The organism is Pseudomonas sp. 43A, from assembly GCF_013363935.1.
Lineage (GTDB): Bacteria > Pseudomonadota > Gammaproteobacteria > Pseudomonadales > Pseudomonadaceae > Aquipseudomonas > Aquipseudomonas crudilactis.
The window spans coordinates 6,541,135-6,564,206 of record NZ_CP054880.1; the positions used below are offsets into that span (position 1 = coordinate 6,541,135).

General features: G+C 60.0%; 20 protein-coding genes and 1 riboswitch. Of the genes, 10 read left to right on the top strand and 10 right to left on the bottom strand.

The genetic code is table 11. The features are described 5' to 3' along the window. Positions 1-172 precede the first annotated feature (172 nt). Positions 173-1,342, top strand: a complete 1,170-nt coding sequence (locus HUW52_RS28915) for an MFS transporter (protein WP_175555531.1) — start codon at positions 173-175, stop codon at positions 1,340-1,342. A 287-nt stretch (positions 1,343-1,629) separates the two neighbouring features. Further along, the gene (locus HUW52_RS28920) at positions 1,630-2,895 is read left to right on the top strand and encodes a sodium:proton antiporter (protein ID WP_175555532.1); all 1,266 of its coding nucleotides are present in this window, start codon (positions 1,630-1,632) and stop codon (positions 2,893-2,895) included. Here HUW52_RS28920 and HUW52_RS28925 read toward each other — a convergent pair whose 3' ends face one another. Both HUW52_RS28925 and HUW52_RS28930 read right to left on the bottom strand, forming a co-directional pair. Beyond that, positions 2,896-3,783: a formate/nitrite transporter family protein gene (locus tag HUW52_RS28925; RefSeq protein ID WP_016984777.1), complete on the bottom strand. Its 888-nt coding sequence runs from the start codon at positions 3,781-3,783 to the stop codon at positions 2,896-2,898. Positions 3,784-3,957: 174 nt separating this feature from the next. Next, the gene (locus HUW52_RS28930) at positions 3,958-4,365 is read right to left on the bottom strand and encodes an acyl-CoA thioesterase (RefSeq protein ID WP_016984776.1); all 408 of its coding nucleotides are present in this window, start codon (positions 4,363-4,365) and stop codon (positions 3,958-3,960) included. A gap of 198 nt (positions 4,366-4,563) precedes the next feature. Beyond that, positions 4,564-4,662, top strand: a riboswitch (S-adenosyl-L-homocysteine riboswitch). 23 nt (positions 4,663-4,685) lie between these two features. Here HUW52_RS28930 and ahcY point away from each other — a divergent pair. From ahcY to HUW52_RS28950, 4 genes are all read left to right on the top strand, one after another. Next, complete coding sequence (gene ahcY, locus HUW52_RS28935; protein WP_175555533.1) at positions 4,686-6,095, top strand: adenosylhomocysteinase; 1,410 nt, start codon at positions 4,686-4,688, stop codon at positions 6,093-6,095. A 159-nt stretch (positions 6,096-6,254) separates the two neighbouring features. Next, entirely contained in the window at positions 6,255-7,100 is an 846-nt protein-coding gene (gene metF / locus HUW52_RS28940; protein ID WP_095121474.1) for a methylenetetrahydrofolate reductase [NAD(P)H], read from the top strand. 193 nt (positions 7,101-7,293) lie between these two features. Continuing rightward, positions 7,294-8,106, top strand: coding sequence for an ABC transporter substrate-binding protein (locus HUW52_RS28945; protein ID WP_016984774.1), 813 nt, complete (start codon positions 7,294-7,296; stop codon positions 8,104-8,106). A gap of 222 nt (positions 8,107-8,328) precedes the next feature. After that, positions 8,329-10,212 (top strand): DEAD/DEAH box helicase, encoded by a 1,884-nt coding sequence (locus HUW52_RS28950; protein ID WP_016984773.1) that lies wholly within the window; start codon positions 8,329-8,331, stop codon positions 10,210-10,212. A 283-nt stretch (positions 10,213-10,495) separates the two neighbouring features. Here HUW52_RS28950 and HUW52_RS28955 read toward each other — a convergent pair whose 3' ends face one another. From HUW52_RS28955 to HUW52_RS28965, 3 genes are all read right to left on the bottom strand, one after another. Further along, entirely contained in the window at positions 10,496-11,071 is a 576-nt protein-coding gene (locus HUW52_RS28955) for a YceI family protein (protein WP_175555534.1), read from the bottom strand. A gap of 31 nt (positions 11,072-11,102) precedes the next feature. Next, positions 11,103-11,654 (bottom strand): cytochrome b, encoded by a 552-nt coding sequence (locus HUW52_RS28960; RefSeq protein ID WP_016984771.1) that lies wholly within the window; start codon positions 11,652-11,654, stop codon positions 11,103-11,105. Between the two features lie 613 nt (positions 11,655-12,267). Then, entirely contained in the window at positions 12,268-14,037 is a 1,770-nt protein-coding gene (locus tag HUW52_RS28965) for a flavin monoamine oxidase family protein (protein WP_175555535.1), read from the bottom strand. 223 nt (positions 14,038-14,260) lie between these two features. Between HUW52_RS28965 and HUW52_RS28970 the strand changes: the two genes are divergently transcribed. Then, positions 14,261-15,667: an adenosylmethionine--8-amino-7-oxononanoate transaminase gene (locus HUW52_RS28970; protein WP_007913711.1), complete on the top strand. Its 1,407-nt coding sequence runs from the start codon at positions 14,261-14,263 to the stop codon at positions 15,665-15,667. 143 nt (positions 15,668-15,810) lie between these two features. Next, a complete protein-coding gene (locus tag HUW52_RS28975; protein WP_016984768.1) occupies positions 15,811-16,530 on the top strand; it encodes a 16S rRNA (uracil(1498)-N(3))-methyltransferase in 720 nt (239 codons plus the stop codon). A 121-nt stretch (positions 16,531-16,651) separates the two neighbouring features. Here HUW52_RS28975 and HUW52_RS28980 read toward each other — a convergent pair whose 3' ends face one another. Beyond that, positions 16,652-17,554: a transporter substrate-binding domain-containing protein gene (locus tag HUW52_RS28980; protein WP_016984767.1), complete on the bottom strand. Its 903-nt coding sequence runs from the start codon at positions 17,552-17,554 to the stop codon at positions 16,652-16,654. A gap of 52 nt (positions 17,555-17,606) precedes the next feature. Continuing rightward, positions 17,607-18,848, bottom strand: coding sequence for a D-amino acid dehydrogenase (locus HUW52_RS28985; RefSeq protein ID WP_175555536.1), 1,242 nt, complete (start codon positions 18,846-18,848; stop codon positions 17,607-17,609). A gap of 108 nt (positions 18,849-18,956) precedes the next feature. Between HUW52_RS28985 and HUW52_RS28990 the strand changes: the two genes are divergently transcribed. Further along, the gene (locus HUW52_RS28990) at positions 18,957-19,868 is read left to right on the top strand and encodes a LysR family transcriptional regulator (protein ID WP_016984765.1); all 912 of its coding nucleotides are present in this window, start codon (positions 18,957-18,959) and stop codon (positions 19,866-19,868) included. A gap of 102 nt (positions 19,869-19,970) precedes the next feature. Here HUW52_RS28990 and HUW52_RS28995 read toward each other — a convergent pair whose 3' ends face one another. Beyond that, entirely contained in the window at positions 19,971-20,588 is a 618-nt protein-coding gene (locus HUW52_RS28995) for a hemolysin III family protein (protein ID WP_016984764.1), read from the bottom strand. Between the two features lie 141 nt (positions 20,589-20,729). On the opposite strand from HUW52_RS28995, the gene HUW52_RS29000 reads away from it, so the two are divergent. Continuing rightward, positions 20,730-21,650, top strand: a complete 921-nt coding sequence (locus HUW52_RS29000; protein ID WP_099757407.1) for a LysR substrate-binding domain-containing protein — start codon at positions 20,730-20,732, stop codon at positions 21,648-21,650. Positions 21,651-21,861: 211 nt separating this feature from the next. Here the strand turns inward: HUW52_RS29000 and madM are convergent, their stop codons facing one another. Then, on the bottom strand, positions 21,862-22,626 hold the full coding sequence (madM, locus tag HUW52_RS29005; protein WP_016984761.1) for a malonate transporter subunit MadM: 765 nt from the start codon (positions 22,624-22,626) through the stop codon (positions 21,862-21,864). Positions 22,627-22,631: 5 nt separating this feature from the next. After that, a complete protein-coding gene (gene madL, locus HUW52_RS29010; RefSeq protein WP_016984760.1) occupies positions 22,632-23,024 on the bottom strand; it encodes a malonate transporter subunit MadL in 393 nt (130 codons plus the stop codon). Positions 23,025-23,072 lie beyond the last annotated feature (48 nt).

Genomic DNA, 23,072 nt, shown 5'->3' on the forward strand with positions numbered 1-23,072 from the left:
TTATTGATTCGCGATGTGTCAGCAGCTGTTTATACTGCAAGCGACCACGCCGCACTCAGTTGCGCACAGAAAAATACCAATAATTCCCGCCCGCACCGCCCTCCTTCGAGATCGGTCTTCGGCCTGCGTATGCCTGATCAAAGCGTCAAGACTACCGACAGAGACCTTGCGCATGCCACTCGCCTTGCTTGCCCTCGCTGTTGCCGCATTCGGCATCGGCACCACCGAATTCGTCATCATGGGCTTGCTGCCCGATGTTGCCCGCGACCTTGCCGTGAGCATTCCCGATGCTGGTCTGTTGATCACCGGTTACGCGCTGGGCGTAGTGTTCGGTGCGCCGATTCTGGCCATCGGCACCGCCAACATGCCACGCAAAGCGACATTGCTGGGAATGACGCTGATGTTCATCCTCGGCAACATACTCTGTGCACTGGCACCGAACTACGCGACGCTGATGGCTGCTCGTGTGGTCACAGCGCTGTGCCACGGCGCGTTCTTCGGCATTGGCTCGGTGGTCGCCGCCGGGCTGGTCGCGCCGAACAAACGCGCGCAGGCGATTGCGATGATGTTCACCGGCCTGACCTTGGCCAACGTCCTCGGCGTACCGCTGGGCACGGCGCTCGGGCAATACGCCGGCTGGCGTTCGACCTTCTGGGCGGTCTCGGTGATCGGCGTAATCGCAGCCTTGGCGCAGTGGCTGTGGCTGCCAAAACACATCCCGATGGACAAGGCCAACCTCGCCAGCGAGTTCAAGGTGCTGGGCAAGGTCAATGTGTTGCTGGCGCTGGGCATGAGCGTGTTGGCCTCGACCAGCCTGTTCAGTGTGTTCACCTACATCGCACCGATCCTGCAGGACATCACCGGCGTCAGCCCGCACGGCGTGACGGTGATGCTGCTGTTGTTCGGCGTCGGTCTGACCGGCGGCAGCATGCTCGGCGGGCGTCTGGCCGATAGCCGTTTGTTGCCGTCGCTGGTCGGTGTGGCCCTGGCGGTGGTGGTGATTCTGGCGGCGTTCAGTCAGACCAGCCGTTCGGTGGTGCCGGCGGCAATCACGCTGGTGCTGTGGGGGATTTTTGCTTTTGCGCTGTGCCCGATTCTGCAATTGCTGATCATCGATCAGGCCCATGAAGCGCCGAACCTCGGTTCGACTTTGAATCAGAGCGCTTTCAATCTCGGTAACGCGGCGGGTGCGTGGATCGGCGGGCTGGTGGTGGCCAGTGGCGCGGATCTGGCGGACTTGCCGTGGACCGGTGCGCTTGTTGGCGTATTGACCGTGCTGACAGCGCTGTTTTTCATCTATCTGCAACGTCGCGGCGCGGCTGCGGTCAATGTGTCCGGCTAATCGGGTTTAGCCTGCAAGAGCCCTCACCCTAGCCCTCTCCCAGAGGGAGAGGGGACTGAACGGGGGGCGCTTCAGAAGTACGCCGACCTGAACGCGCATTGCCGAATCCATAATCGACTCGGTTATTCAAGTCGATGCATGCCGCAAGACAATAAGGTCGGCGCCCTCTCCCTCCGGGAGAGGGCTGGGGTGAGTGAAGCTTGTGCCCTCTGTCGCTCTCAGCCCATCAACCCCCTGCGCCCAAGCATCGGGCGCGCTCCACTCACCCCTCATCCAAAGGACCCCGGATGCTTGAACTTGTCGCCGCTTTCATCTGCCTCACCACCCTCCTGACCTTCGTCAACTTCCGCTTCATCGGCCTGCCGCCGACCATCGGCGTGATGGTGACCGCACTGCTGTTCTCTCTGCTGCTGCAAGGCCTGAGTGTGCTCGGCTACCCCGGCCTCGAAGAACGCGTGCAGCAACTGATCGGCCAGATCGACTTCGGCGATCTGCTGATGAACTGGATGCTGTCGTTCCTGCTGTTCGCCGGCGCTTTGCACGTCAACCTCAATGACCTGCGCAGCTACCGTTGGCCCATCGGCCTGTTGGCGACCTTCGGCGTGTTGATTGCCACCACAGTGATCGGCAGCCTCGCCTATTACATTTTTGCCCTGTTCGGCTGGCACGTGAGCTTCTTGTATTGCTTGCTGTTCGGCGCATTGATTTCGCCGACCGACCCGATTGCGGTGCTCGGCGTGTTGCGTACCGCCAATGCCTCGAAGCCGCTGAAAACCACCATCGTCGGCGAGTCACTGTTCAACGACGGTACAGCCGTTGTGGTATTCACCGTGCTGCTGGGCATCGCCCAACTCGGCGAAACCCCGACCGTCAGCGCCACCGCGATGCTGTTCGTTCATGAAGCCATTGGCGGTGTGCTGTTCGGCGGGCTGATCGGTTATCTGGTCTATCGGATGATCAAGAGCGTCGAGCAGCATCAGATCACTGTGATGCTGACCTTGGCGCTGGTCATTGGCGGTTCGGCGATGGCCACCGAGATTCACGTCTCCGCGCCGATTGCGATGGTGGTCGCCGGTCTGATCATCGGTAACGTCGGACGCAATCTGGCGATGAATGACATGACCCGCCGCTATCTCGACGGCTTCTGGGAATTGCTCGATGACATGCTCAATGCGCTGCTGTTCGCACTGATCGGCATGGAGCTGTTGCTGCTGCCATTCAACTGGCTGCACATGGCCGCGGCAGGTTTGCTGGCGGTGGCCATTCTGCTCTCGCGCCTGCTCACCGTAGCACCAGCGATTCTGCTGCTGCGACGCTGGCGGACAGTGCCCGCCGGCACCATCCGGATTCTGACCTGGGGCGGTTTGCGCGGCGGTGTCTCGGTGGCACTGGCGCTGGCGCTGCCGTTGGGCCCGGAGCGCGATCTGCTGCTGAGCATCACCTACATCGTGGTGCTGTCGTCAATCCTGTTGCAGGGTCTGACCATCGGCAAACTGGTCAAGCACGCGACTCGCAACGAGCCCGCGACCACCAGCGAACCTGCTCACCACTGATCATTTTTTGATCTGCTGCGGATCAGGCTTCTCGGCCTGATCCGCAGTTTCCTTCGGCGCCCCGCTTTCGCTGCGGATCTGCGCATGGCTGATCAGCGCAAAGATGAAGCTGCCGCCAATGATGTTCCCCGCCAGCGTGGGACCTGCGAACACCATCCAGAAATCACTCCACGGCAGCTCGCCGGCAAACACCAGGTATGACACCTCAGCCGAACCCACCACGATGTGCGTGAAATCGCCGAGCGCCATCAGGTAGGTGATGAGAATGATGATCCACATCTTCGCGCTCTCCATGGAAGGAATCATCCAGACCATGGTGGCGATCATCCAGCCAGACACGATGCCTTTGGCGAACATCTGGCTGGCATGGTTTTCCATGACCTTGCGACCGATTTCGAGAAAGGCGTGGTCAGTCTTGGTGTCGAAGATCGGCAGTTCGAGCATCACGTACGCGACCAGAATCGTGCCGCACAGGTTGCCGACCAGCACCACCGTCCACAGTCGGATCAGCCGGCCGAAGTTTTGCAGGGTCGGCTTGGTCATGACCGGCAATACGGCGGTCAGGGTGTTCTCGGTGAACAGTTGCTGACGGGCGAGGATCACCGCAAGGAAACCGGCGCAGTAGCCGAAGCTGGCGATTACCTTGAATTCATCACCGTCGGGCAGGCGTGAATTGAGCAGGCCCATGCCCATCAGCGACAGGCCCATGGTCAACCCGGCTGCCAATGCCGACCACCAGAGCGCGGCGATGCTGCGCTCCAGTTCCTGATCGCCTTGGCTGCGGATGATTTCATGCAGGACGGCCGCGCGGGGCGGCTGGTTTTTCTCGACTTCGTGCTGTTCTTTGGCCGAGAGGTCGGGGGTTTTGCCGTCGGTGGGGGTCGTCATGGCGTGGTAACCGTGGGGGTGGTGTTTACCTACGACCCCGGCGGTTCATGGCTGTTCAGTGGGCAGATGATTCTTCGGTGACAGGACAACCGCTTTCGCGAGCAAGCTCGCTCCCACAGGTACAGCGTGATCCTTGTGGGAGCGAGCTTGCTCGCGAAGAAAGCACCGCCAATGTCACTTGGTGACCAATTCATCTTCCTGGAACTGATCTTTCACATATTTGATTTCAGTGCGCCCGTGCGGCGCCGGCAAACCGTCTTCACCGAGGTTCACAAACACCATCTTCTCAACAGTGAGAATGCTCTTGCGAGTGATCTTGTTGCGCACTTCGCAGGTCAGGGTGATCGAGGTGCGGCCGAACTCGGTGGCGGTGATGCCCAGTTCGATGATGTCGCCCTGGCGCGAGGCGCTGACGAAGTTGATTTCGGAAATGTACTTGGTCACCACGCGCTGGTTGCCCAACTGGACGATGGCGTAAATCGCCGCTTCTTCGTCGATCCAGCGCAGCAGGCTGCCGCCGAACAGGGTGCCGTTGGGGTTGAGGTCTTCGGGTTTTACCCATTTGCGGGTGTGGAAATTCATCTTCACTCCTGAGTGTCTTGCCGAACGATGGACGGTATCTTGGCAGACTGAGCGGTCAGGCTCCATGCGGCTTCGACTATGGTCGTCATTAACGATCTTCATCTGGCCGACAGAAACCCTTTGGAAGATCAGTCTAGACGGCTATAATCGCCCCCGTTTCAAAACGGTAACGTTCACTTGCTACCGTTTTCCCGCCACCTGTCCGAGGGGCGCTGCAGCAGGTTCAACCTGTCAGGCTCGGATGGGGCGTTGACTGGCTCAGGCCGGACACTAAACGCACAACGGCGCCCATTCGCATACATTACGAATGGAGGCTCTTCATGAGCGCTGTTATCACGCCTGCAGATTTTAACGATTACAAAGTTGCCGACATGTCCCTGGCTGCCTGGGGCCGTCGCGAAACCATCATCGCCGAATCGGAAATGCCGGCCCTGATGGGTCTGCGTCGCAAGTACTCCGGCGAACAGCCGTTGAAAGGCGCCAAGATCCTCGGCTGCATCCACATGACCATTCAGACTGCCGTGCTGATCGAAACCCTGGTTGCCCTGGGTGCCGAAGTACGCTGGTCGTCGTGCAACATTTTCTCCACTCAGGATCAGGCCGCTGCCGCTATCGCTGCTGCCGGCATCCCGGTTTTCGCCTGGAAAGGCGAAACTGAAGAAGAGTACGAGTGGTGCCTGGAACAAACCATCCTGAAGGATGGCGCGCCATGGGACGCCAACATGATCCTCGACGACGGCGGCGACCTGACTCAGCTGCTGCACGACAAGTACCCACAAGTACTGGATCGCGTTCACGGCGTGACCGAAGAAACCACCACCGGCGTACACCGTCTGCTGGACATGCTGGCCAAGGGCGAGCTGAAAATCCCGGCCATCAACGTCAACGACTCGGTGACCAAGTCCAAGAACGACAACAAGTACGGCTGCCGTCACAGCCTGAACGACGCGATCAAGCGCGGTACCGACCACCTGCTGTCCGGCAAGCAAGCGCTGGTCATCGGTTACGGTGACGTGGGCAAGGGCTCCGCTCAGTCCCTGCGTCAGGAAGGCATGATCGTTAAGGTTTCCGAAGTTGACCCGATCTGCGCCATGCAAGCGTGCATGGACGGTTTCGAACTGGTGTCGCCGTTCATCGACGGTATCAACAACGGCACCGAAGCAAGCATCGACAAAGCGCTGCTGGGCAAGATCGACCTGATCGTGACCACCACCGGTAACGTCAACGTTTGCGACGCGAACATGCTCAAAGCTCTGAAGAAGCGCGCTGTTGTCTGCAACATCGGTCACTTCGACAACGAAATCGACACCGCTTTCATGCGCAAGAACTGGGCATGGGAAGAAGTTAAGCCACAGGTACACAAGATCCATCGTACCGGCGCTGGCGCTTTTGACGCGCAGAACGACGACTACCTGATCCTGCTGGCCGAAGGCCGTCTGGTAAACCTGGGTAACGCCACTGGCCACCCAAGCCGCATCATGGACGGTTCGTTCGCCAACCAGGTTCTGGCGCAGATCTTCCTGTTCGGCCAGAAGTACGCCGACCTCTCGCCAGCCCAGAAAGCCGAGCGTCTGACCGTTGAAGTACTGCCGAAGAAACTCGACGAAGAAGTGGCCCTGGAAATGGTTCGCGGCTTCGGCGGCGTGGTCACGCAACTGACCAAGCAACAGGCTGACTACATCGGCGTCACCGTTGAAGGCCCGTTCAAGCCGCACGCTTACCGCTACTAACAGGCGCTGACTGCTCGCTCTCCCTGTGGGAGCGAGCCTGCTCGCGAAGGCGGCTTAACATTCAACATCCGTGTTGTCTGACCCAGCGCTTTCGCGAGCAGGCTCGCTCCCACACGGGATTGCAGCGCCTCGAAGGTTCTTGTTTCCAAGGGTATGACCATGTCCCAAGACCGTCGCTACAGCTTCGAGTTCTTCCCGACCAAGACCGATGCTGGGCATGAAAAACTGCTCAACGTTGCCCGTCAGTTGGCAACGTACAATCCGGATTTCTTCTCCTGCACCTATGGCGCTGGTGGTTCGACCCGTGATCGCACCCTCAACACCGTTCTGCAACTGGAAAGCGAAGTCAAAATCCCGGCCGCACCGCACCTGTCGTGCGTCGGCGACAGCAAGGACGACCTGCGCGGCCTGCTGAACGAGTACAAGGCTGCCGGCATCAAGCGCATCGTCGCCCTGCGTGGTGACCTGCCGTCCGGCATGGGCATGACCAGCGGCGAGCTGCGTCACGCCAATGAACTGGTTGAATTCATTCGTGAAGAAACCGGCGATCATTTCCACATCGAAGTTGCCGCTTACCCGGAGATGCATCCACAAGCACGCAACTACGAAGACGATCTGGCCAACTTCGTGCGCAAGGCTCGCGCCGGCGCCGACAGCGCGATCACCCAGTACTTCTTCAACGCCGACAGCTACTTCTACTTCGTCGACCGTTTGCAGGCGCAGGGTGTCGATCTGCCGATCGTCCCGGGGATCATGCCGATCACCAACTACAGCAAACTCGCGCGCTTCTCTGATGCCTGCGGTGCGGAAATCCCGCGCTGGATCCGCAAGCAACTGGAAGCCTACGGCGATGACACGCAAAGCATTCAGCGCTTTGGTGAGCAAGTCGTCAGCGAGATGTGCGAACGCCTGTTACAGGGCGGCGCACCGGGGCTACACTTCTATTCCATGAACCAGGCCGAACCTAGCCTGGCGATCTGGAATAACCTGAAGTTGCCGCGCTGAAGCAGCGGCAAGCTTCAAGCTGAAAGCTACAAGCAAGATCAAAAGATCGCAGCCTTCGGCAGCTCCTACATTGAGATTTCGTATCCCGTGCAGGAGCTGCCGAAGGCTGCGATCTTTTGCGTTTAAAGGCCCGAAACAGAGCTTGTGCAGCCACTTTCTGGCTCTTTCGCGTTTCTCGTCGTAATCTCAAGCCATGCCTTTGATCACACAGTTATTCGCCGTGCTGGTTTTTGCTTGCCTGAGCTTTGCTGCTCGAGGCGAGAAGCTGCGTATTGTCACCGAGCCGTGGGCGCCTTACGTCTACGAAGAAAACGGTAAAAACCTCGGGCTGGATTACGAAACCACGGCCATCGTCTTCAAACGTCTGGGCATTGAAGTCGAATGGCAGTTCCTGCCGTGGAAGCGTTGCCTGTCGATGCTTGAGACGGGACTGGCCGACGGCGCGCTGGATATCTTCCATAGCAATGAGCGCGACGCCACCCTGCTCTACCCGAGCGAACCACTGTCGGACGTCGAGTTCGTGATGTTTTACGCCAACGACCGGCCGCACCCGTTCAGCAAACTCGAAGAACTCAAAGGCCTGACCATCGGCACCTCGCCCGGTTATCTGTACAGCCCGGATTTCCGTGAATCGACGCTGTTCACCCGCGAACCGGCGCCGACCCACGAAGCCAACTTCGGCAAATTGGTGCGTGGCCGAATTGATTTGTTGATCACCGATCGCCGCGTTGGTCAGCATTTGCTCGATGAATTGAATATTCGCGATCAGATCACCGAAAACCCCACTGTTATTAGCCGTCAGAGCCAGTTTCTCGCAGTTCGGCGCAATGCCGGCATGGATCTTCTGGTGCAGCGATTTGGCGCCGAACTCAAACGCTTCAAGCGCGAACCGGCTTATGCCGAGCTGAGCGCCCGTTATGGCGCGGCTCCCGCTATTAACGCGCCGCTGGGCAATGCCACGGCCAACAGCAAAACCGTTGAGCAGCAGGAAAGCAGCGCGCAGTGATTGCTCTGTTATACTCCGGCGTTCCCGCCAGGCTCACGCCCGGACGCCCGGAACCGTAACAGGCCTCTCGACCCGCTACAGCGCAGCTTTGCAGCCCGCGCGAGCGCTCCAGACGTGCCTTCGGAACCGCAGCAGGACCGGACGGGATTGCGTCCTCTTAAACGTGATTCGCGCCAGGCAAGACTCCCATTGGGCCAAGCCCTAACTAAAACAGGATTACTCATGTCCTTTGCTTCCCTCGGTCTCTCCGAGGCTTTAGTCCGCGCCATCGAAGATGCGGGCTATACCGAGCCTACTCCGGTGCAACAGCGGGCCATTCCCGCCGTGTTGCAAGGTCGCGACCTGATGGTTGCGGCACAGACAGGTACCGGTAAAACCGGCGGTTTCGCCCTTCCGATCCTGGAGCGGTTGTTCCCCAACGGTCACCCGGACAAATCCCAGCGTCATGGCCCGCGCCAACCGCGCGTACTGGTCCTGACCCCGACCCGCGAACTCGCGGCCCAGGTTCACGAGAGCTTCAAGATCTACGCCCGTGACCTGAAATTCGTCAGCGCCTGCATCTTCGGCGGCGTCGGCATGAACCCGCAGGTTCAGGCCATGTCCCGTGGTGTCGACGTGCTCGTTGCCTGCCCGGGTCGTTTGCTCGATCTGTGTGGCCAGGGCAGCGTTGACCTGTCCCACGTGGAAATCCTCGTCCTCGACGAAGCCGACCGCATGCTCGACATGGGTTTCGTGCACGACGTGAAGAAAGTCCTCGCGCGTCTACCGTCCAAGCGTCAGAACCTGCTGTTCTCGGCGACGTTCTCCAAGGACATCACCGACCTCGCCGGCAAGCTGCTGCACAACCCGGAACGCATCGAAGTGACGCCGCCGAACACCACGGTCGAGCGCATCGAACAACGCGTATTCCGTCTGCCGGCCAGCCACAAGCGTGCGCTGCTGGCCCACCTGATCACCGCCGGCGCGTGGGAACAGGTATTGGTGTTCACCCGCACCAAGCACGGCGCCAACCGTCTGGCCGAATACCTGGACAAACACGGCCTGCCGGCTGTGGCGATCCACGGTAACAAGAGCCAGAACGCGCGCACCAAAGCGCTGGCCGACTTCAAGGCCAACCAGGTGCGCATCCTGGTGGCTACCGACATCGCTGCTCGCGGTCTGGACATCGATCAGTTGCCACATGTGGTCAACTTCGAACTGCCGAACGTCGATGAAGATTACGTGCACCGTATCGGCCGTACTGGCCGTGCCGGTCGTTCGGGCGAGGCGATTTCGCTGGTCGCGCCGGACGAAGAGAAGCTGCTGAAAAGCATCGAACGCATGACCAAGCAGAAAATCGCCGACGGCGACCTGATGGGCTTCGATTCGAGCACCATTGAAGCCGAGAAGCCGGAAGTACGTGAGCGTCCGGACGTGCGTAACCCGCGCAATTCACGTGGCCCACGCGGCGACGGGCCGAATGGCGGCGGCGGTGGCGGCGGTCGTAAAGACAAAGGCAAGGACAAGGGTAAAGAGAAGCCGGCCGGTGAACGTGGCGAGCGTCCTGCCCGTCAGCAGAAACCGCGCGAAGGCACCCCAGCCCGCGAACAGCGTCCGAGCCAGCCGCCACGTGCGGCAGCTGATCGTGCACCGGACGAGTTCCTCGACGACGATATCGATAACTTCGGTAACCGCGTTGACTACGTGCCGAAGCCGGCTCCTGCCGGCGGCCGTGGTCGTCGTCCAGGCGCACCGGCTCAAGGTGCTGGCGCAGGTTCGGGCGCACCACGCGGAGGTCAGTCGCAGGGTCGTCAGAACGGTCCGCGCAACAGCAACGGTTCGAGCACCGGCACCCCGCCAGCCAAACGTAGCGGCCCACGCAACGGCGCACCGCGGGATGGTCAGTCGGGTCGTCGCGACGATTCCACCTCGTCCTCGCGCAACCGCCGCCCGGCCCGTGACGATCAGCCTCGTAGCGAGCCAGCCGTGCAGAACCCGCGCAGCAACGGCCCGAAGATCATGCACAAGGAATCGAAAGCCGACCGCTTCCCGACGCCAGAGCAGCTTGATCAACTGCCAAGCCGCCCGCGTGGCGAAAAACCAGCGCTGCTGACCCGCAATCGCTGAGTTAACGCTGCAATGAAAAATGCCCCGCCTCGAAAGAGCCGGGGCATTTTTTTGCTGCCGCGAATCCCTGCATCACCACAATCCCCCTGTGGGAGCGAGCTTGCTTGCGAAAGCGTCGGATCAGTCGAGACCTCTGGTGAATGACACACCGCATTCGTCGGATCGCCGCCCGGAGCAAGCTCGCTCCCACAGTGGATATGCGCTGGTCTCAAGTCATGTGACGGGCAATAAAAAACGCCCCCGGTCTTTCAACCGGTGGCGTTTTTATGTGGCGGGGCGAAAGTTACTGAACTTTCACGCCTTCCAGCGAGATGTCCAGATCCGCAGTTTGCGAGGAAGGACCTGGGCCCTTGATCCCGAAATCGTTCAGGTTCAGGGTGGTCTTGGCGTTGAAGCCAGCACGCTCGCCGCCCCATGGATCCTTGCCTTCGCCGTTGAACGTGGCTTTGAAGGTCACAGGCTTGGTCACGCCGTGCAGGGTCAGGTCGCCGGTCACGTCAGCGGTCTTTTCGCCGGTCGATTTAACGGCGGTGGAGACGAACTTGGCATCAGCAAACTTGCCAACGTCGAGGAAGTCTTTGCTGGCGATGTGCTTGTCACGTTCAGCGTGGTTCGACCACAGGCTGGCGGTTTTCACATCAACCGAGATCTTGCTGGCTTCAGGCTTGGCCGAATCCCACGAGAACGTACCGTCGAAATCTTTGAAAGTACCGTGGATGAAGCTGTAACCCAGGTGGCTGATTTTCCAGTCAACGAAGGCGTGCTGACCTTCCTTGTCGATTTTGTAGTCCGCTGCCATGGCCTGGGCCGAGAGCAGTGCAGAACCGATTGCCAGAGCGGCCAGAGTCTTTTTCAACATGCTTTCTTTTCCTTTGAGTCGAGGTTGAATTTCAGGCTTTGCGACCGAGCATTCGCGTCAGGGTCGCATCACGATCGATAAAGTGGTGCTTCAATGCTGCCAACGCATGGAGGCCGGAAAAAATTACCAGCGCCCACGCCAGCCAGAGATGAATCACCCCAGCGGTATCTGCCTGATCCGGTAGCCCGGAAACCAGTGCAGGAACTTCAAACAGGCCAAACACCGGGATCCCGACACCGTCTGCGGTGGAAATCAGGTAACCGGCAAGCATCACAGCGAACAGCGCCAGATACAGAAACCCGTGGCCGAACCTGGCGCCGATACGGGTCATGCGGCTGTAGCTCTGCAGCGTCGGCGGCGGTGGACTGATAAAGCGCCACAGCACCCGTAACACCATCACGGCCAGCAACACCAGGCCGATGCTCTTGTGCAGATCCGGCGCCTCTTTGCGCCAGCTGCTGTAGTAATCCAGCCCGACCATCCACAAGCCCAGCGCGAACAGCCCGAAGACCACCAGCGCCACACCCCAGTGCATGAAGATGCTGACCCAACCATAGCGCGAAGAAGAATTACGTAGCTGCATTGCCCAAATCCTGTGAGAACTGCGAACCAAGACTAGCGAGTTATCTATCGAATTAAAGCGGAAAATTTTGCTTTGAAATATCGAGAAATACGATCAAGAGTCTGGAAGTGGCTTGTTAAGGAAAGATTAAAGGCGATTACGGCGTGGGACGTCTGGACAAATGATCGTTGCTGAACTCTCGGGCGCCTGCACAAGCGCAAGCAAAGGTGTCGAGGGAAACTGCCGAACGGGACAGAGTTATCCAAGTAACCGGCCCTCTATTCATGGCTGATTAGTTATGAAGTACCGCCGGCGGTTGCAGGCAATCGGCGCTGTAGGGATCTATCTGGCATTTATGCGCGAGCTCTGAACTATAACCGCCAGGAAAGAAACGCCCGTTGGAGCAACCGGGAAGTGCAATCAACAAAAGCATGAGCGTGAACGTTTTCATCAAGTGCCTCCTATTTTTCCCAGCATAGAATTGGCGCCGGGGCACCCGCTATCACCTCACTCTGAGTACTTTGTGGGAAGGCTCCGGTACACAAGTAAGCTCCGTGACCGGATGGCGAAGGACAAAAATGCAGGGCAAAAAAAACGCGGCCCGAATGGCCGCGTTTTTTATTGAAGCAAAGGCTTACTGCGCCTTCGTCTCAGTCGTGGCTGCCGGCTTGGCCGCTGGCTTCTTCGCCGGTTCGGCCTTTTTCGCTGCCGGTTTGGCCGGGGCCTTCTTCGCCTCGGTTTTAGCTGCAGGCTTCTTCGCCGCTGGCTTGGCCGCTGCTTTCTTCGCCGGTTCAGCTTTCACCGGGGTCGCTGGTTTCGGTGCTTCCACCGGCGCTGGCGCGGGTGCCGGGGTCGGCGCAGGCGCTGGAGCGACCGGTGCAGGAGCCGGCTCTGGCGCCTTCACAGGCTCAGGCTTCTTCTCGTCATCCGAACCGCCGAACAGGTTGCTGAAGAAGTTGCCCTTCTTCGCCGCCACGGCACCCGCCGCGCCTGCCGCTGCTGCGGCCGGGACCACTTTGGCTGGCTCAAACGATTTGCCCGCCGCCAGATCTTCAACCTGACTGGCCGCACGCTGGCCGGTGCGCAGTGCGCCTTCCAGCGTGCCCGGGTACAAGGTGTCGGTGTGTTCGCCGGCGAAGGTCACGCGTTGCAGCGGACGTTCCCACAGGCGCCAGAACTTGCTGATCTGGCCCGGGCCGTAAGCCAGGTAGGCGCCGCCCATCGACGGGTCGGTGCTATAGCGACGGATTTCATAACCGGTGAACGAGCCACGGGCCTGTGGATAAAACGCGTGCAGACGAATCAGCACCTGATCGACCATCTGTTTGTCGCCGAACGCCTGCATCACGCGGGCATTGTCGCCGGACAGGTTGATCACCACGTTGGCGCCGCCCTTCAGGGCAGGCTCGATCCACAACATGCCCAGACCAGTGTTGCTATAGATCTCGCCGGACATGCGCGCCTTGCTTTCCCACACTGGCGTCTTGAACTTCAGCATGATCTGGTCGCGCCAACCGTAGTTGGTGCCCTTGATCGCCGCCAGGTGCTGAGCGTCCAGCGCCGGCGTCAAAGCAATCTTGTTCAGTGCGCGCAATGGCACGGCCAGTACGACGTAATCAGCTTGGTAGCCAACACTGCCGACCTTGACGGTCACGCCGTCCTTGTCCTGAGTGATCGCGGACACTGGCGAATTGGTCTTGATGGTCTTGATCTGTTTGACGAACGCCTGCGCCAGCACCTGGCTGCCGCCGACCAGACGCGAAGCGCGCAGGTCACGGTCGGAAACGCCGCGATAGACACGGTTCTGCTGGGCGAAATACAGCAGCGACAGACGCGAAGGTTCGTCGTAGTGCGTGCGGATGTCCTGGTTGATCAACTGGCGCGCGGTGGCCGGCAGATTCTGCTTGTCGAGCCAGCTCGATACGGTGATCTGGTCCAGCGCGTGCAGGGTGCTGGTCGCCGCCGGGTTCTGCGGGTCGTCGATCGAACGCGCCAGATCGTCGAGGGTTTTCTGGTAGCGCTTCAAGGCGTCGGCGGTGGCCGGTTGCTTGGTCGCCAGATCGGCAGCGGAGAAATACTCGCCGTCGATCAGGTAGCCCGGCGTACGCACGAATTCCGGAGCCGGCGTGGTACCGAGCTTGAAGGTCGACACGTACTTGTTCAGCACCGGCTGGGTCTTGTCGTTGCCGATCCACTCGCTGGTGGCCATGCCGGAGCGACCGCCCATGCTCGGCTTGGCTTCCAGCAGGGTGACCTGCCAGCCTTTGTTTTGCAGTTCATAAGCGGCGGTCAGGCCCGACAGGCCGCCGCCGATCACGATTGCAGTTTTATCCTTGGCCAGCGCTGTAACGCTGAACAGCCCCAACATCACCAGCGCACAGGCGCGCAGCCAACCGACAGACATTCAGCGAACTCCGGAAATACACGTAGGAAAAAGCAGTTTTGCGGGTCAGACGACCCAAAGAACCGCGAAGAATACGTTAGCCATCAAAACGCCGCCAGCGACGTCTATCGGCTCATACAAAGTAGCTCAATCGACACAATGGGTTGTCCCCACGCGATGCATTGCATAGGCTTGCGCGATTGTTTGCCCGCGCCTGTCGCGAGCCGCCTCGAGGAGACTGTAAATGGGCCTGAATAACCAGTGGATGCAACGCGACCTCGCGGTGTTGTGGCATCCCTGCACCCAGATGAAAGACCACGAACAGCTGCCGCTGATCCCGATCAAGCGCGGTGAAGGCGTCTGGCTCGAAGACTTCGAAGGCAAGCGCTACCTCGACGCCGTCAGCTCCTGGTGGGTCAACGTGTTCGGCCACGCCAACCCGCGCATCAATCAGCGCATCAAGGATCAGGTCGATCAGCTGGAACACGTGATTCTGGCCGGTTTCAGCCATCAACCCGTGATTGAGTTGTCCGAGCGTCTGGTGAAGATGACACCGGAAGGCCTGAATCGGGTGTTCTACGCCGATAACGGTTCGTCCTGCATCGAAGTCGCGCTGAAAATGAGCTTTCACTACTGGCTCAATCGCGGTCAACCGAACAAGAAGCGCTTCGTCACCCTGACCAACAGTTACCACGGCGAAACCATGGCGGCGATGGCGGTCGGCGACGTGCCGCTATTCACCGAAACCTACAAAGCACTGCTGATGGACACCATCAAGGTGCCGAGCCCGGATTGCTACGGGCGCCCCGAGGGCATGAGCTGGGAAGAACATTCGCGCAATATGTTCGCCGCCATGGAACAGACCTTGGCAGAAAATCATGACAGCGTCGCGGCAGTGATCGTCGAGCCGTTGATTCAGGGCGCCGGCGGCATGCGCATGTATCACCCGGTTTATCTCAAGCTGCTGCGCGAGGCCTGCGACCGTTACGGCGTGCACCTGATTCTCGACGAAATCGCCGTTGGCTTTGGCCGCACCGGGACCATGTTTGCCTGTGAACAGGCCGGCATTCGCCCGGACTTCCTCTGCCTGTCGAAGGCCCTGACCGGCGGCTATCTGCCGCTGGCCGCGTGCCTGACCACCGATGAGGTCTACAGCGCGTTCTACGACGACTATCCGACCTTGCGCGCGTTCCTGCATTCGCACAGCTACACCGGCAACCCGCTGGCGTGCGCGGCGGCGCTGGCGACGCTGGATATCTTCGAGCAGGACAACGTCATCGAGAACAACAAGGCCCTGGCGCAGCGCATGGCCTCGGCGACGGCGCATCTGGTCGATCACCCGAACGTCTCCGAAGTGCGCCAGACCGGCATGGTCCTGGCCATCGAGATGGTCAAGGATAAAGCCACCAAAGAGGCCTACCCTTGGCAGGAACGTCGCGGCTTGAAAGTGTTCCAGCATGCGCTGGAGCGTGGCGCGTTGCTGCGGCCGCTGGGCAGCGTGGTGTATTTCCTGCCGCCGTACGTGATCACCCCGGAGCAGATCGACTTCCTCGCCGAAGTCGCCAGCGAAGGCATCGACATCGCCACCCGTGACAGCGTCAGCGTCGCGGTGCCAAAAGACTTCCATCCCGGCTTCCGCGATCCGGGCTGATTCAAAATTTTTGGCGCCTGAACTGCCGCTTTCGCGAGCAGGCTCGCTCCCACAGGGGAATGCATTGCAAATGCGGGAGCGAGCTTGCTCGCGAATGAAGTCGACACCGATCCACCTGATTCACATCTTTCCAGAGACCCGAAATGAGACTGTCCCGCTTCTTTATCGACGCCCCCCTGAGCACCGGCGAACACGAATTGCCGGAGGCCCAGGCGCATTACATCAGCCGCGTGCTGCGCATGGCCGAGGGCGATGCGGTGCAGCTGTTCGACGGTTCCGGCCATGAGTTTCGCGGCGCCCTGCTGGAAGTCGGCAAGAAGCGCGTGACCGTGCAGATCGACGAGCAACTCGCCGGCCAGGTCGAATCGCCGCTGCACATCCACCTCGGCCAGGGGCTGTCCCGTGGCGAGCGGATGGATTGGGCGATTCAGAAAGCCACCGAGCTGGGCGTGAATGAAATTACGCCGATCTTCAGTGATCGCTGCGAAGTCCGCCTGAAGGACGAACGCGCCGACAAACGCCTGCTGCACTGGCGCCAAGTGGCGATCAGCGCTTGCGAGCAATGCGGGCGCTCGCGGGTGCCAGTGATTCATCCGCCGGTGTTGTTGGCGGACTGGATCAAGCAGACTGAAGCCGAGTTGAAACTGGTGCTGCACCCGGTGGCGGAGCCGTTGGTGAGTCATGCCAAACCGGCGACGCTGGCGTTCCTGATCGGACCTGAGGGTGGGTTGACGGATGCCGAGGTTGAACAGGCCAAGGGCAACGGCTTCCACGCCGCCCGCCTCGGCCCGCGCGTGTTGCGTACCGAGACGGCGCCGGTGGTGGCACTGGCGGTGGCCCAGCAGCTTTGGGGGGATTTCTAAAGCCTCTTCGCGAGCAAGCTCGCTCCCACAGCAGGTCTACAGTGAACACAAAATTCGTGCATAACCGAGATCCAATGTGGGAGCGAGCTTGCTCGCGAATGGCGGCGTCTCGGTCTGAAATTTACTGCACCGGATCACTGATCGGCCTGGCAATAATCGCTTTCAACTCGCTGGTCATCGGGAACTCCAGGTTCAGCCCCTTCGGCGGAATCGGCTGTTCAAACCAGCGCTGATAAATCCCGTTGATCTCACCCGAACGGTACAGATCCGCCAACGCGCCATTCACCAGCGCCAGAAACTGCGGATCGTCCTTGCGCACCATGCAGCTGTAGATTTCCCGCGACTGCTCCTCCCCCACCACCACCCAGTTATGCGGGTCGCGAGCCTTGGCCCTTTCGCCGTACAACAACGCATCATCCATATAGAACGCCGCTGCACGTCCCGACTCAAGCATCTGGAACGCCTCGCCATGATCCTTGGCGCTGATCACCGACATGTCGAGTTTGTGATCGTGGTTGTAGCTCTTCAGGTAGCGCTCGTTGGTCGTGCCCGCCGTGGTCACTACGTTCTTGCCGCGCAGGTCGTCGAAGCTTTTGATGCCGCTGTCCTTGGCCGTCAGCAACTGGCCTTTGACGTAGATGAAACCGTAGGAAAACGACACCTGTTTCTGTCGCTCGGCCGTCACCCCGGTGGAGCCGCATTCAAGGTCGACCGTGCCGTTTTGTACCAGTGGAATTCGCGTCTGCGAAGTGACGAGGTTGTACTTCACCTTCAGATCCGTCAGCGCCAGCTTCTGCTGAATTCGCTCGACAATCTTGCCCGCCAGATCCACCGAATAGCCCATCGGTTTACCGGTGTTATCGCCCACGTAAGAGAACGGCACCGAGGCATCGCGATAGCCCAGGGTGATGCTGTTGGCACTGGCGATCTTGCCAAGCGTGCCGGTCAATGGCGCCTCATTGGCATGGGCCTGACCGCCGATCAGCAGTCCCAACGTACAGGCAAGCAACGTGATTTTTTGCATTGTTATTCTCCGTTGTCGATGTGGTTGTTTTGAACGGTACAGCGTTGATCATTCACGCCGCACGGGGATTGAAACCGTGCAGATCAATCGACGTGTGTTGTTGGCCGATCAGCTCGCTGAGCAACTGTGCGCTGCCGCAGGCCAAGGTAAAACCGAGCGCACCGTGGCCGAGATTCAGCCATAGATTGCGATAGACCGTGGCACCTAACAGTGGCACACCGGTTGGCGTCGCCGGGCGCATGCCAGCCCACTCGACAACGGCGTCGTAGCTTCCGGCGTCGGGGAAGGTGTCGCGAGCCTGACGTTTGATCAGCACCAATCGTTGTGGATCAACTGCCGGATCGAAGCCGACAATATCGACCATCGCCGCCACGCGCAGCTGTTCGCCGATACGCGCGTAGACGATCTTGCGGTCGTAGTCGGTGATGCTCACGTCGGGCGCGCGGTGCTCGCTGCCGATCGGCACGGTCAGGCTGTAGCCCTTCAGCGGGTAGAGCGGTAAACGTAAACCGGGCAACGCCAGAAATGAACTGCGATGGCCGGCGGCGATGACCAATTGCTCGACCGGCAGCGTTTCACTGCCCAACTCGATAGCGGTGACCACGCCGTTGCTGTGCCGAATCGCAGTCACCGCTTGGCCGAGGCGAAACTCGCAGCGCCCGGACGCTTTCAATCGCGCCGCCAGTTGCTGACAGAAACCGTGGCAATCGCCAACCTCTTCATCCGGCGTATAGATCGCGCCCACAAACGGCGCATCGGTCAGCGCCGGTTCCAGTTGTGCGCATTCGCTGGCGGACAACACCTGCTGTTGCTGCGGATCGGCCAGGCCTTTGCGTGCATGCTCAAAACTGCCGGCATTGCGGAAGGTCACCAGTTTGCCGTTGCGCCGCCAGTTGAATCCGTCCAGCCCATCGTCCTCGCGCCAGCGCTTGAGCGTGCTCTGGCTGAACAGCGCCAGACGCAGCAGGTGCGCGGCATTTTCACGGTTGACCGAAGTGCGGCAGGCAGCGAGAAACGCCGCCATCCAGCGCCATTGCGCAGGATCCAGACGCGGACGCAGCTTGAGCGGTGAGTCGCCACGCAGCATCCAGCCTATCGCCTGCACCGGCACGCCGGCGTCGGCCAGCGGCGCGACGTAGCGATAGGACAACTGGCCGCCGTTGGCAAAACTGGTCTCGGTGCCGAGCGACTGCCGCGCCTCGATCACCGTCACCTCAAAGCCGTCGCGCACCAGCGCATAGGCCGTCGCCAGACCGATCACGCCACCGCCGATGATGCACACACGCTGAGCCATTGCTGCCTCTGAATCCTGGTAAAGACGAATCCGAGGTTAGAGCCAGGTGACAGCCGCCGAACAATGAATAAAGATGCCTGGACCATAAACAAAGGTTATGGAATCGCCATGCGTCTACGTCACATCGAGATTTTCCAGGCCATACGCCAGACCGGCTCGGTCAGCGGCGCCGCGCAGCTGCTGCACGTTTCGCAACCGGCGGTGAGCAAAGTGTTGCAGCACGCCGAACAGCAGCTGGGGTTTCCGTTATTCCTGCGCGTGCGTGGCAAGTTGCAGGCGACCCCGGAAGCGCTGGAGCTGGAGCGTGAGGTCGACAAGGTCACGGAAAGCCTGCAAGGCGTGCGACGTCTGGCGCAGAGCCTGCGTCGCGAGCCGGGGCACAGTTTGCGCATCGGTGCGACACCGGCGCTGGCCTTGTCGTTGTTGCCGCCGGCGATTCATCAGTGGACGACGCGTTACCCGGACATCGCCTGTGAACTGTCCAGCGCCCACAGCCGTGAGCTGATGCAGAACTTGTTGATGCGCGAGGTGGATGTCGCGCTGACGTTGCAGTTGCCCGATCACCCGGCCCTGAAAGCGCAGGCACTGGCATCAGGGGTGTTGGTGGCGTTGGCGCCGAAAGATTTCTGGCCGGTTGAAGAAGCGGGAAAACCATTGCCATTGATGGCGCTGGCGGGAGCGTCGTTGATTGGGTTGTCGAGTGCCGATCCGTTGGCGGCGCGGCTCGACAGTTATCTGGAAGCGGTCGAGCCGCCACCGCTGGTGCGGATCGCCGTGCAGACGTATTCACTGGCGCGAGCGATGGTGGAATCGGGTGCGGGGGTGGCGGTGATTGATCCGTTTACTGCACTCGGCGCGTCTACGGCGACCACCACGATTCGCCCGTTGGCCCCGCCTTTGCCGATCACGCTGTACGCCGTGACCCGCGCCAGCGAACCGCCGCCGCATACCCTGAATGGTCTGCTGAAAATCTTCAGTGATCGTGCACAGAAGCAACTGGAAGAACTGGTTCCCCTGTAGGAGTGAGCCTGCTCGCGATAGCGGTGCATCAGCCATATACGCTGTCGACTGACAGGACGCCATCGCGAGCAGGCTCACTCCCACAGCGGGATGGTGGTGTCTCTAGAGGACATAAAACAGAATCGCCACAAAGTGCAGCAAACTCCCGGCGATCACGAACAGATGCCAGATCCCGTGCGCATGTCGCAACCGGTGATCGAGGGCAAAAAAGATAATCCCCACCGTGTACAAAATCCCACCCGACGCCAGCCAGGCAAACCCTGTAGTGCCCAGCGCCGCAATCAAAGGCTTGACCGCCACCAACACAATCCAGCCCATCACCGCGTAAATCACGATCGACAGAATCCGCGCCTCGGAGCGCGGTTTGATCTCTTGCAGGATGCCGATCAGCGCCAGCCCCCAGACAATCCCGAACAACGTCCAGCCCCACGGACCGCGCAGGGTCACCAGGCAGAACGGCGTGTAACTGCCGGCAATCAACAGGTAGATCGAAAAGTGATCGACCTTCTTCATGATCGCTTTCTTGCGCCCGCGCACGCTGTGGTACACGGTCGAAGCGCTGTAGAGCACCAGCAAGGTAAACGCGTAAATCGCCACACTGACAATCTTCCACGGGCTGCCGTCGAGGCAGGCGATCACCAACATCCACACGCCACCAATAAATGCCGCCACCGCCCCGACCAGATGGGTCCAGGCGTTCAATCGTTCTCCGTGATACATGTATCGCTCACCTCACATTCGTTACCGCAGCGCGCAAGGCTCGGGCCTTCAGCGTAAAAGCGCAATGTTTCTGTTCAACATCAGCCTGCGCGCGTCGTGGTAATTGGGCACAATCGGCCGATACCAAAAAGAGTCCGCGCCATGCTGATCGACGAAGAATTGACCCTGAAAAAACTCGAGGTGTTCCTCGCTTTCATGCGCACCGGCAACCTCGCCCGCGCCGCTGCCGAGTTGCAGACCAGCAACGTCAGCGTGCACCGCGCGATTCACTCGCTGGAAAGCGCCCTGCGCTGCCCACTGTTCAAACATGAAGGCCGCAACCTGACGCCGCTGGAAAGTGCTTACGTCCTCGAAGAACGCGCGCAGAAGCTGATCAATGACGTCGTCGAAAGCGTGCGCCTGACCCGCGAAGCCGCTGGTTTCTCCGCTGAACGTTTCAAGCTTGGCTCACTGTATTCACTGACAGTGAAAACCGTGCCTCAGTTGATCATGGGCCTGAAGATTCGCCGCAGTGAACTCAACATCGACCTGATCCTCGGCTCGAACATCGACCTGCTCTACAAGCTGAAAAACATGGAAGTCGACGCGATTCTGGTGTCGCTGGACGACAGCATCAACGACCCGGATTGCGAGCAGATTGCGCTGTTTTCCGACGATATCTTCCTCGCCACCCCGGCGGATTCAAAGTTCGCCCAGCGCAGTGAGGTGGATCTGGCTGAGGTGCGCGATGAAACCTTCATCACCCTGACCCAGGGCTTTGCCACGCATCAGGACGGTAACCGGGTGTTCAAGCAGGCGGGGTTCGAGCCGAAGGTGGCGATGCAGGTGAATGACATCTTCACGCTGCTGAGCATGGTCAGCTCGGGGGTGGGTTATGCGTTGCTGCCGGGAAGGATTGCGGCGGTGTATGAGAATCGGGTGAAGTTGATTCCGTTGCAGGAGAAGTACCGGTTGCAGCAGCACATTGGCGTGGTGTTTTTGAAGGCCAAGGAGAGGGATCCAAATTTGCTGGCGTTGCTGGCGGAGTGTCGGATGTATGCCAATCGACAGGCTGGGATTTAGAGCAAGATCAAGATCAACAGCTACCCCCTCACCCCAGCCCTCTCCCCCAAGGGGGCGAGGGGGAAGGGAGCAGACCGGGGGCCTTTCAAAACCTGAGTTCGACTCAGGACTTTCAGGTCGATGTATAACGCCAAAACAACTCGGTCAGTCCCCTCTCCCTACGGGCGGTCCGACGTTTCGGGAGGGCTAGGGTGAGGGCAGCTCTTAGCTGTTATCCCACCAACCCGCGCATCGCCAAAAACAACAGCGAAGGCCCAAGCAAACACCCAAGCGCGGTATAAAACGCCGCTGTCAGACACCCATAAGGCACCAGCTTCGGATCCGTCGCCGCCAACCCGCCGGCCACACCGCTGGACGTGCCCATCAGCCCGCCAAAAATCACCGCGCTGCGTGGATTGTTCAGGCCAATCATCGGCGCCACGAACGGCGTCATCACCATCACCAGAATCGCCTTGATCAACCCCGCTGCAATCGACAGCGCCATGACCTCGGAACTGGCGCCAATCGCCGCGCCGGTCACCGGGCCGACGATGTAGGTCACCGCGCCGGCACCAATAGTGGTCAGGCTAACGGCATCGGTATAACCGAACGCCATCGCCACACCAACACCCGCCACGAACGACGTGCCTACGCCGACAAACAGCGCCAGCACCCCGACGAACCCTGCCCGTTTCAGCTCATCGACACTCACGCCGAAGGCCGTGGCGACAATCGCGAAATCGCGCAGCATCGCACCACCGAGCAAACCGATGCCCGACAGCAACGGAATATCCACCACGCCCTTCTGCCCACCGGTCAGTGCGCCGCCGACATACGACAGCACCAGCCCGAGCAGAATGGCGATGGCCGAGCCGTGCAAACGACCTTTGGTGAAGGTATTGGACATCCAGTAGGACACCCACATGGTCAGGCCGACAATCAGAAACCCGCTGATCAAACCGTAGCCGGTGATCACTTTCATCATCGATTCGTACATCGCGATTACCCCGCAGTCTTGGCTGGAGCGATCGGGGTCTGCTCCTTGTTGCCCATGCGCGTCAGCACGGGCACCAGGGCAAAAGCGATCACCACGGCAAGTGTGCCGGCGAGAATAGCCATTGGCCCGCCCTTGAGCGCGCCATACACGTTCTGCTGCGCTGCCATCGCCACGACGATCGGAATGTAGATAGCGCTCCAGAACTCGACGCCCTGCTCGGTCTTGCCCTTGAGCCAGCCGCTTTTGTTCAGATAACTGCCCAGACCGATCAACAGCAGCATGGCAATGCCGACGCCGCCGACGTTGGCCGGCACGCCGATCAGCTTGCCGAGCAGTTCACCGACCCAGATACCCACCAACGTACAAAAGGCGAGAAACGCCACACCGTAAATAATCATTGTTGTAGTCCTCAAAGTGCATCGTCGAATGTTGTTTTTGTTGTTCGA

Bases quoted from the DNA above. Each gene is read 5' to 3' on its own strand.
- HUW52_RS28960 (WP_016984771.1), bottom strand. From the start codon at position 11,654: ATGCAGCTACGTAATTCTTCTTCGCGCTATGGTTGGGTCAGCATCTTC.
- madL (WP_016984760.1), bottom strand. From the start codon at position 23,024: ATGATTATTTACGGTGTGGCGTTTCTCGCCTTTTGTACGTTGGTGGGT.
- madM (WP_016984761.1), bottom strand. From the start codon at position 22,626: ATGTACGAATCGATGATGAAAGTGATCACCGGCTACGGTTTGATCAGC.
- HUW52_RS28955 (WP_175555534.1), bottom strand. From the start codon at position 11,071: ATGTTGAAAAAGACTCTGGCCGCTCTGGCAATCGGTTCTGCACTGCTC.
- HUW52_RS29000 (WP_099757407.1), top strand. From the start codon at position 20,730: ATGCTGATCGACGAAGAATTGACCCTGAAAAAACTCGAGGTGTTCCTC.
- HUW52_RS28965 (WP_175555535.1), bottom strand. From the start codon at position 14,037: ATGTCTGTCGGTTGGCTGCGCGCCTGTGCGCTGGTGATGTTGGGGCTG.
- HUW52_RS28990 (WP_016984765.1), top strand. From the start codon at position 18,957: ATGCGTCTACGTCACATCGAGATTTTCCAGGCCATACGCCAGACCGGC.
- HUW52_RS28930 (WP_016984776.1), bottom strand. From the start codon at position 4,365: ATGAATTTCCACACCCGCAAATGGGTAAAACCCGAAGACCTCAACCCC.
- HUW52_RS28925 (WP_016984777.1), bottom strand. From the start codon at position 3,783: ATGACGACCCCCACCGACGGCAAAACCCCCGACCTCTCGGCCAAAGAA.
- metF (WP_095121474.1), top strand. From the start codon at position 6,255: ATGTCCCAAGACCGTCGCTACAGCTTCGAGTTCTTCCCGACCAAGACC.
- HUW52_RS28945 (WP_016984774.1), top strand. From the start codon at position 7,294: ATGCCTTTGATCACACAGTTATTCGCCGTGCTGGTTTTTGCTTGCCTG.
- HUW52_RS28995 (WP_016984764.1), bottom strand. From the start codon at position 20,588: ATGTATCACGGAGAACGATTGAACGCCTGGACCCATCTGGTCGGGGCG.
- ahcY (WP_175555533.1), top strand. From the start codon at position 4,686: ATGAGCGCTGTTATCACGCCTGCAGATTTTAACGATTACAAAGTTGCC.
- HUW52_RS28915 (WP_175555531.1), top strand. From the start codon at position 173: ATGCCACTCGCCTTGCTTGCCCTCGCTGTTGCCGCATTCGGCATCGGC.
- HUW52_RS28980 (WP_016984767.1), bottom strand. From the start codon at position 17,554: ATGCAAAAAATCACGTTGCTTGCCTGTACGTTGGGACTGCTGATCGGC.
- HUW52_RS28920 (WP_175555532.1), top strand. From the start codon at position 1,630: ATGCTTGAACTTGTCGCCGCTTTCATCTGCCTCACCACCCTCCTGACC.
- HUW52_RS28985 (WP_175555536.1), bottom strand. From the start codon at position 18,848: ATGGCTCAGCGTGTGTGCATCATCGGCGGTGGCGTGATCGGTCTGGCG.
- HUW52_RS28975 (WP_016984768.1), top strand. From the start codon at position 15,811: ATGAGACTGTCCCGCTTCTTTATCGACGCCCCCCTGAGCACCGGCGAA.
- HUW52_RS28970 (WP_007913711.1), top strand. From the start codon at position 14,261: ATGGGCCTGAATAACCAGTGGATGCAACGCGACCTCGCGGTGTTGTGG.
- HUW52_RS28950 (WP_016984773.1), top strand. From the start codon at position 8,329: ATGTCCTTTGCTTCCCTCGGTCTCTCCGAGGCTTTAGTCCGCGCCATC.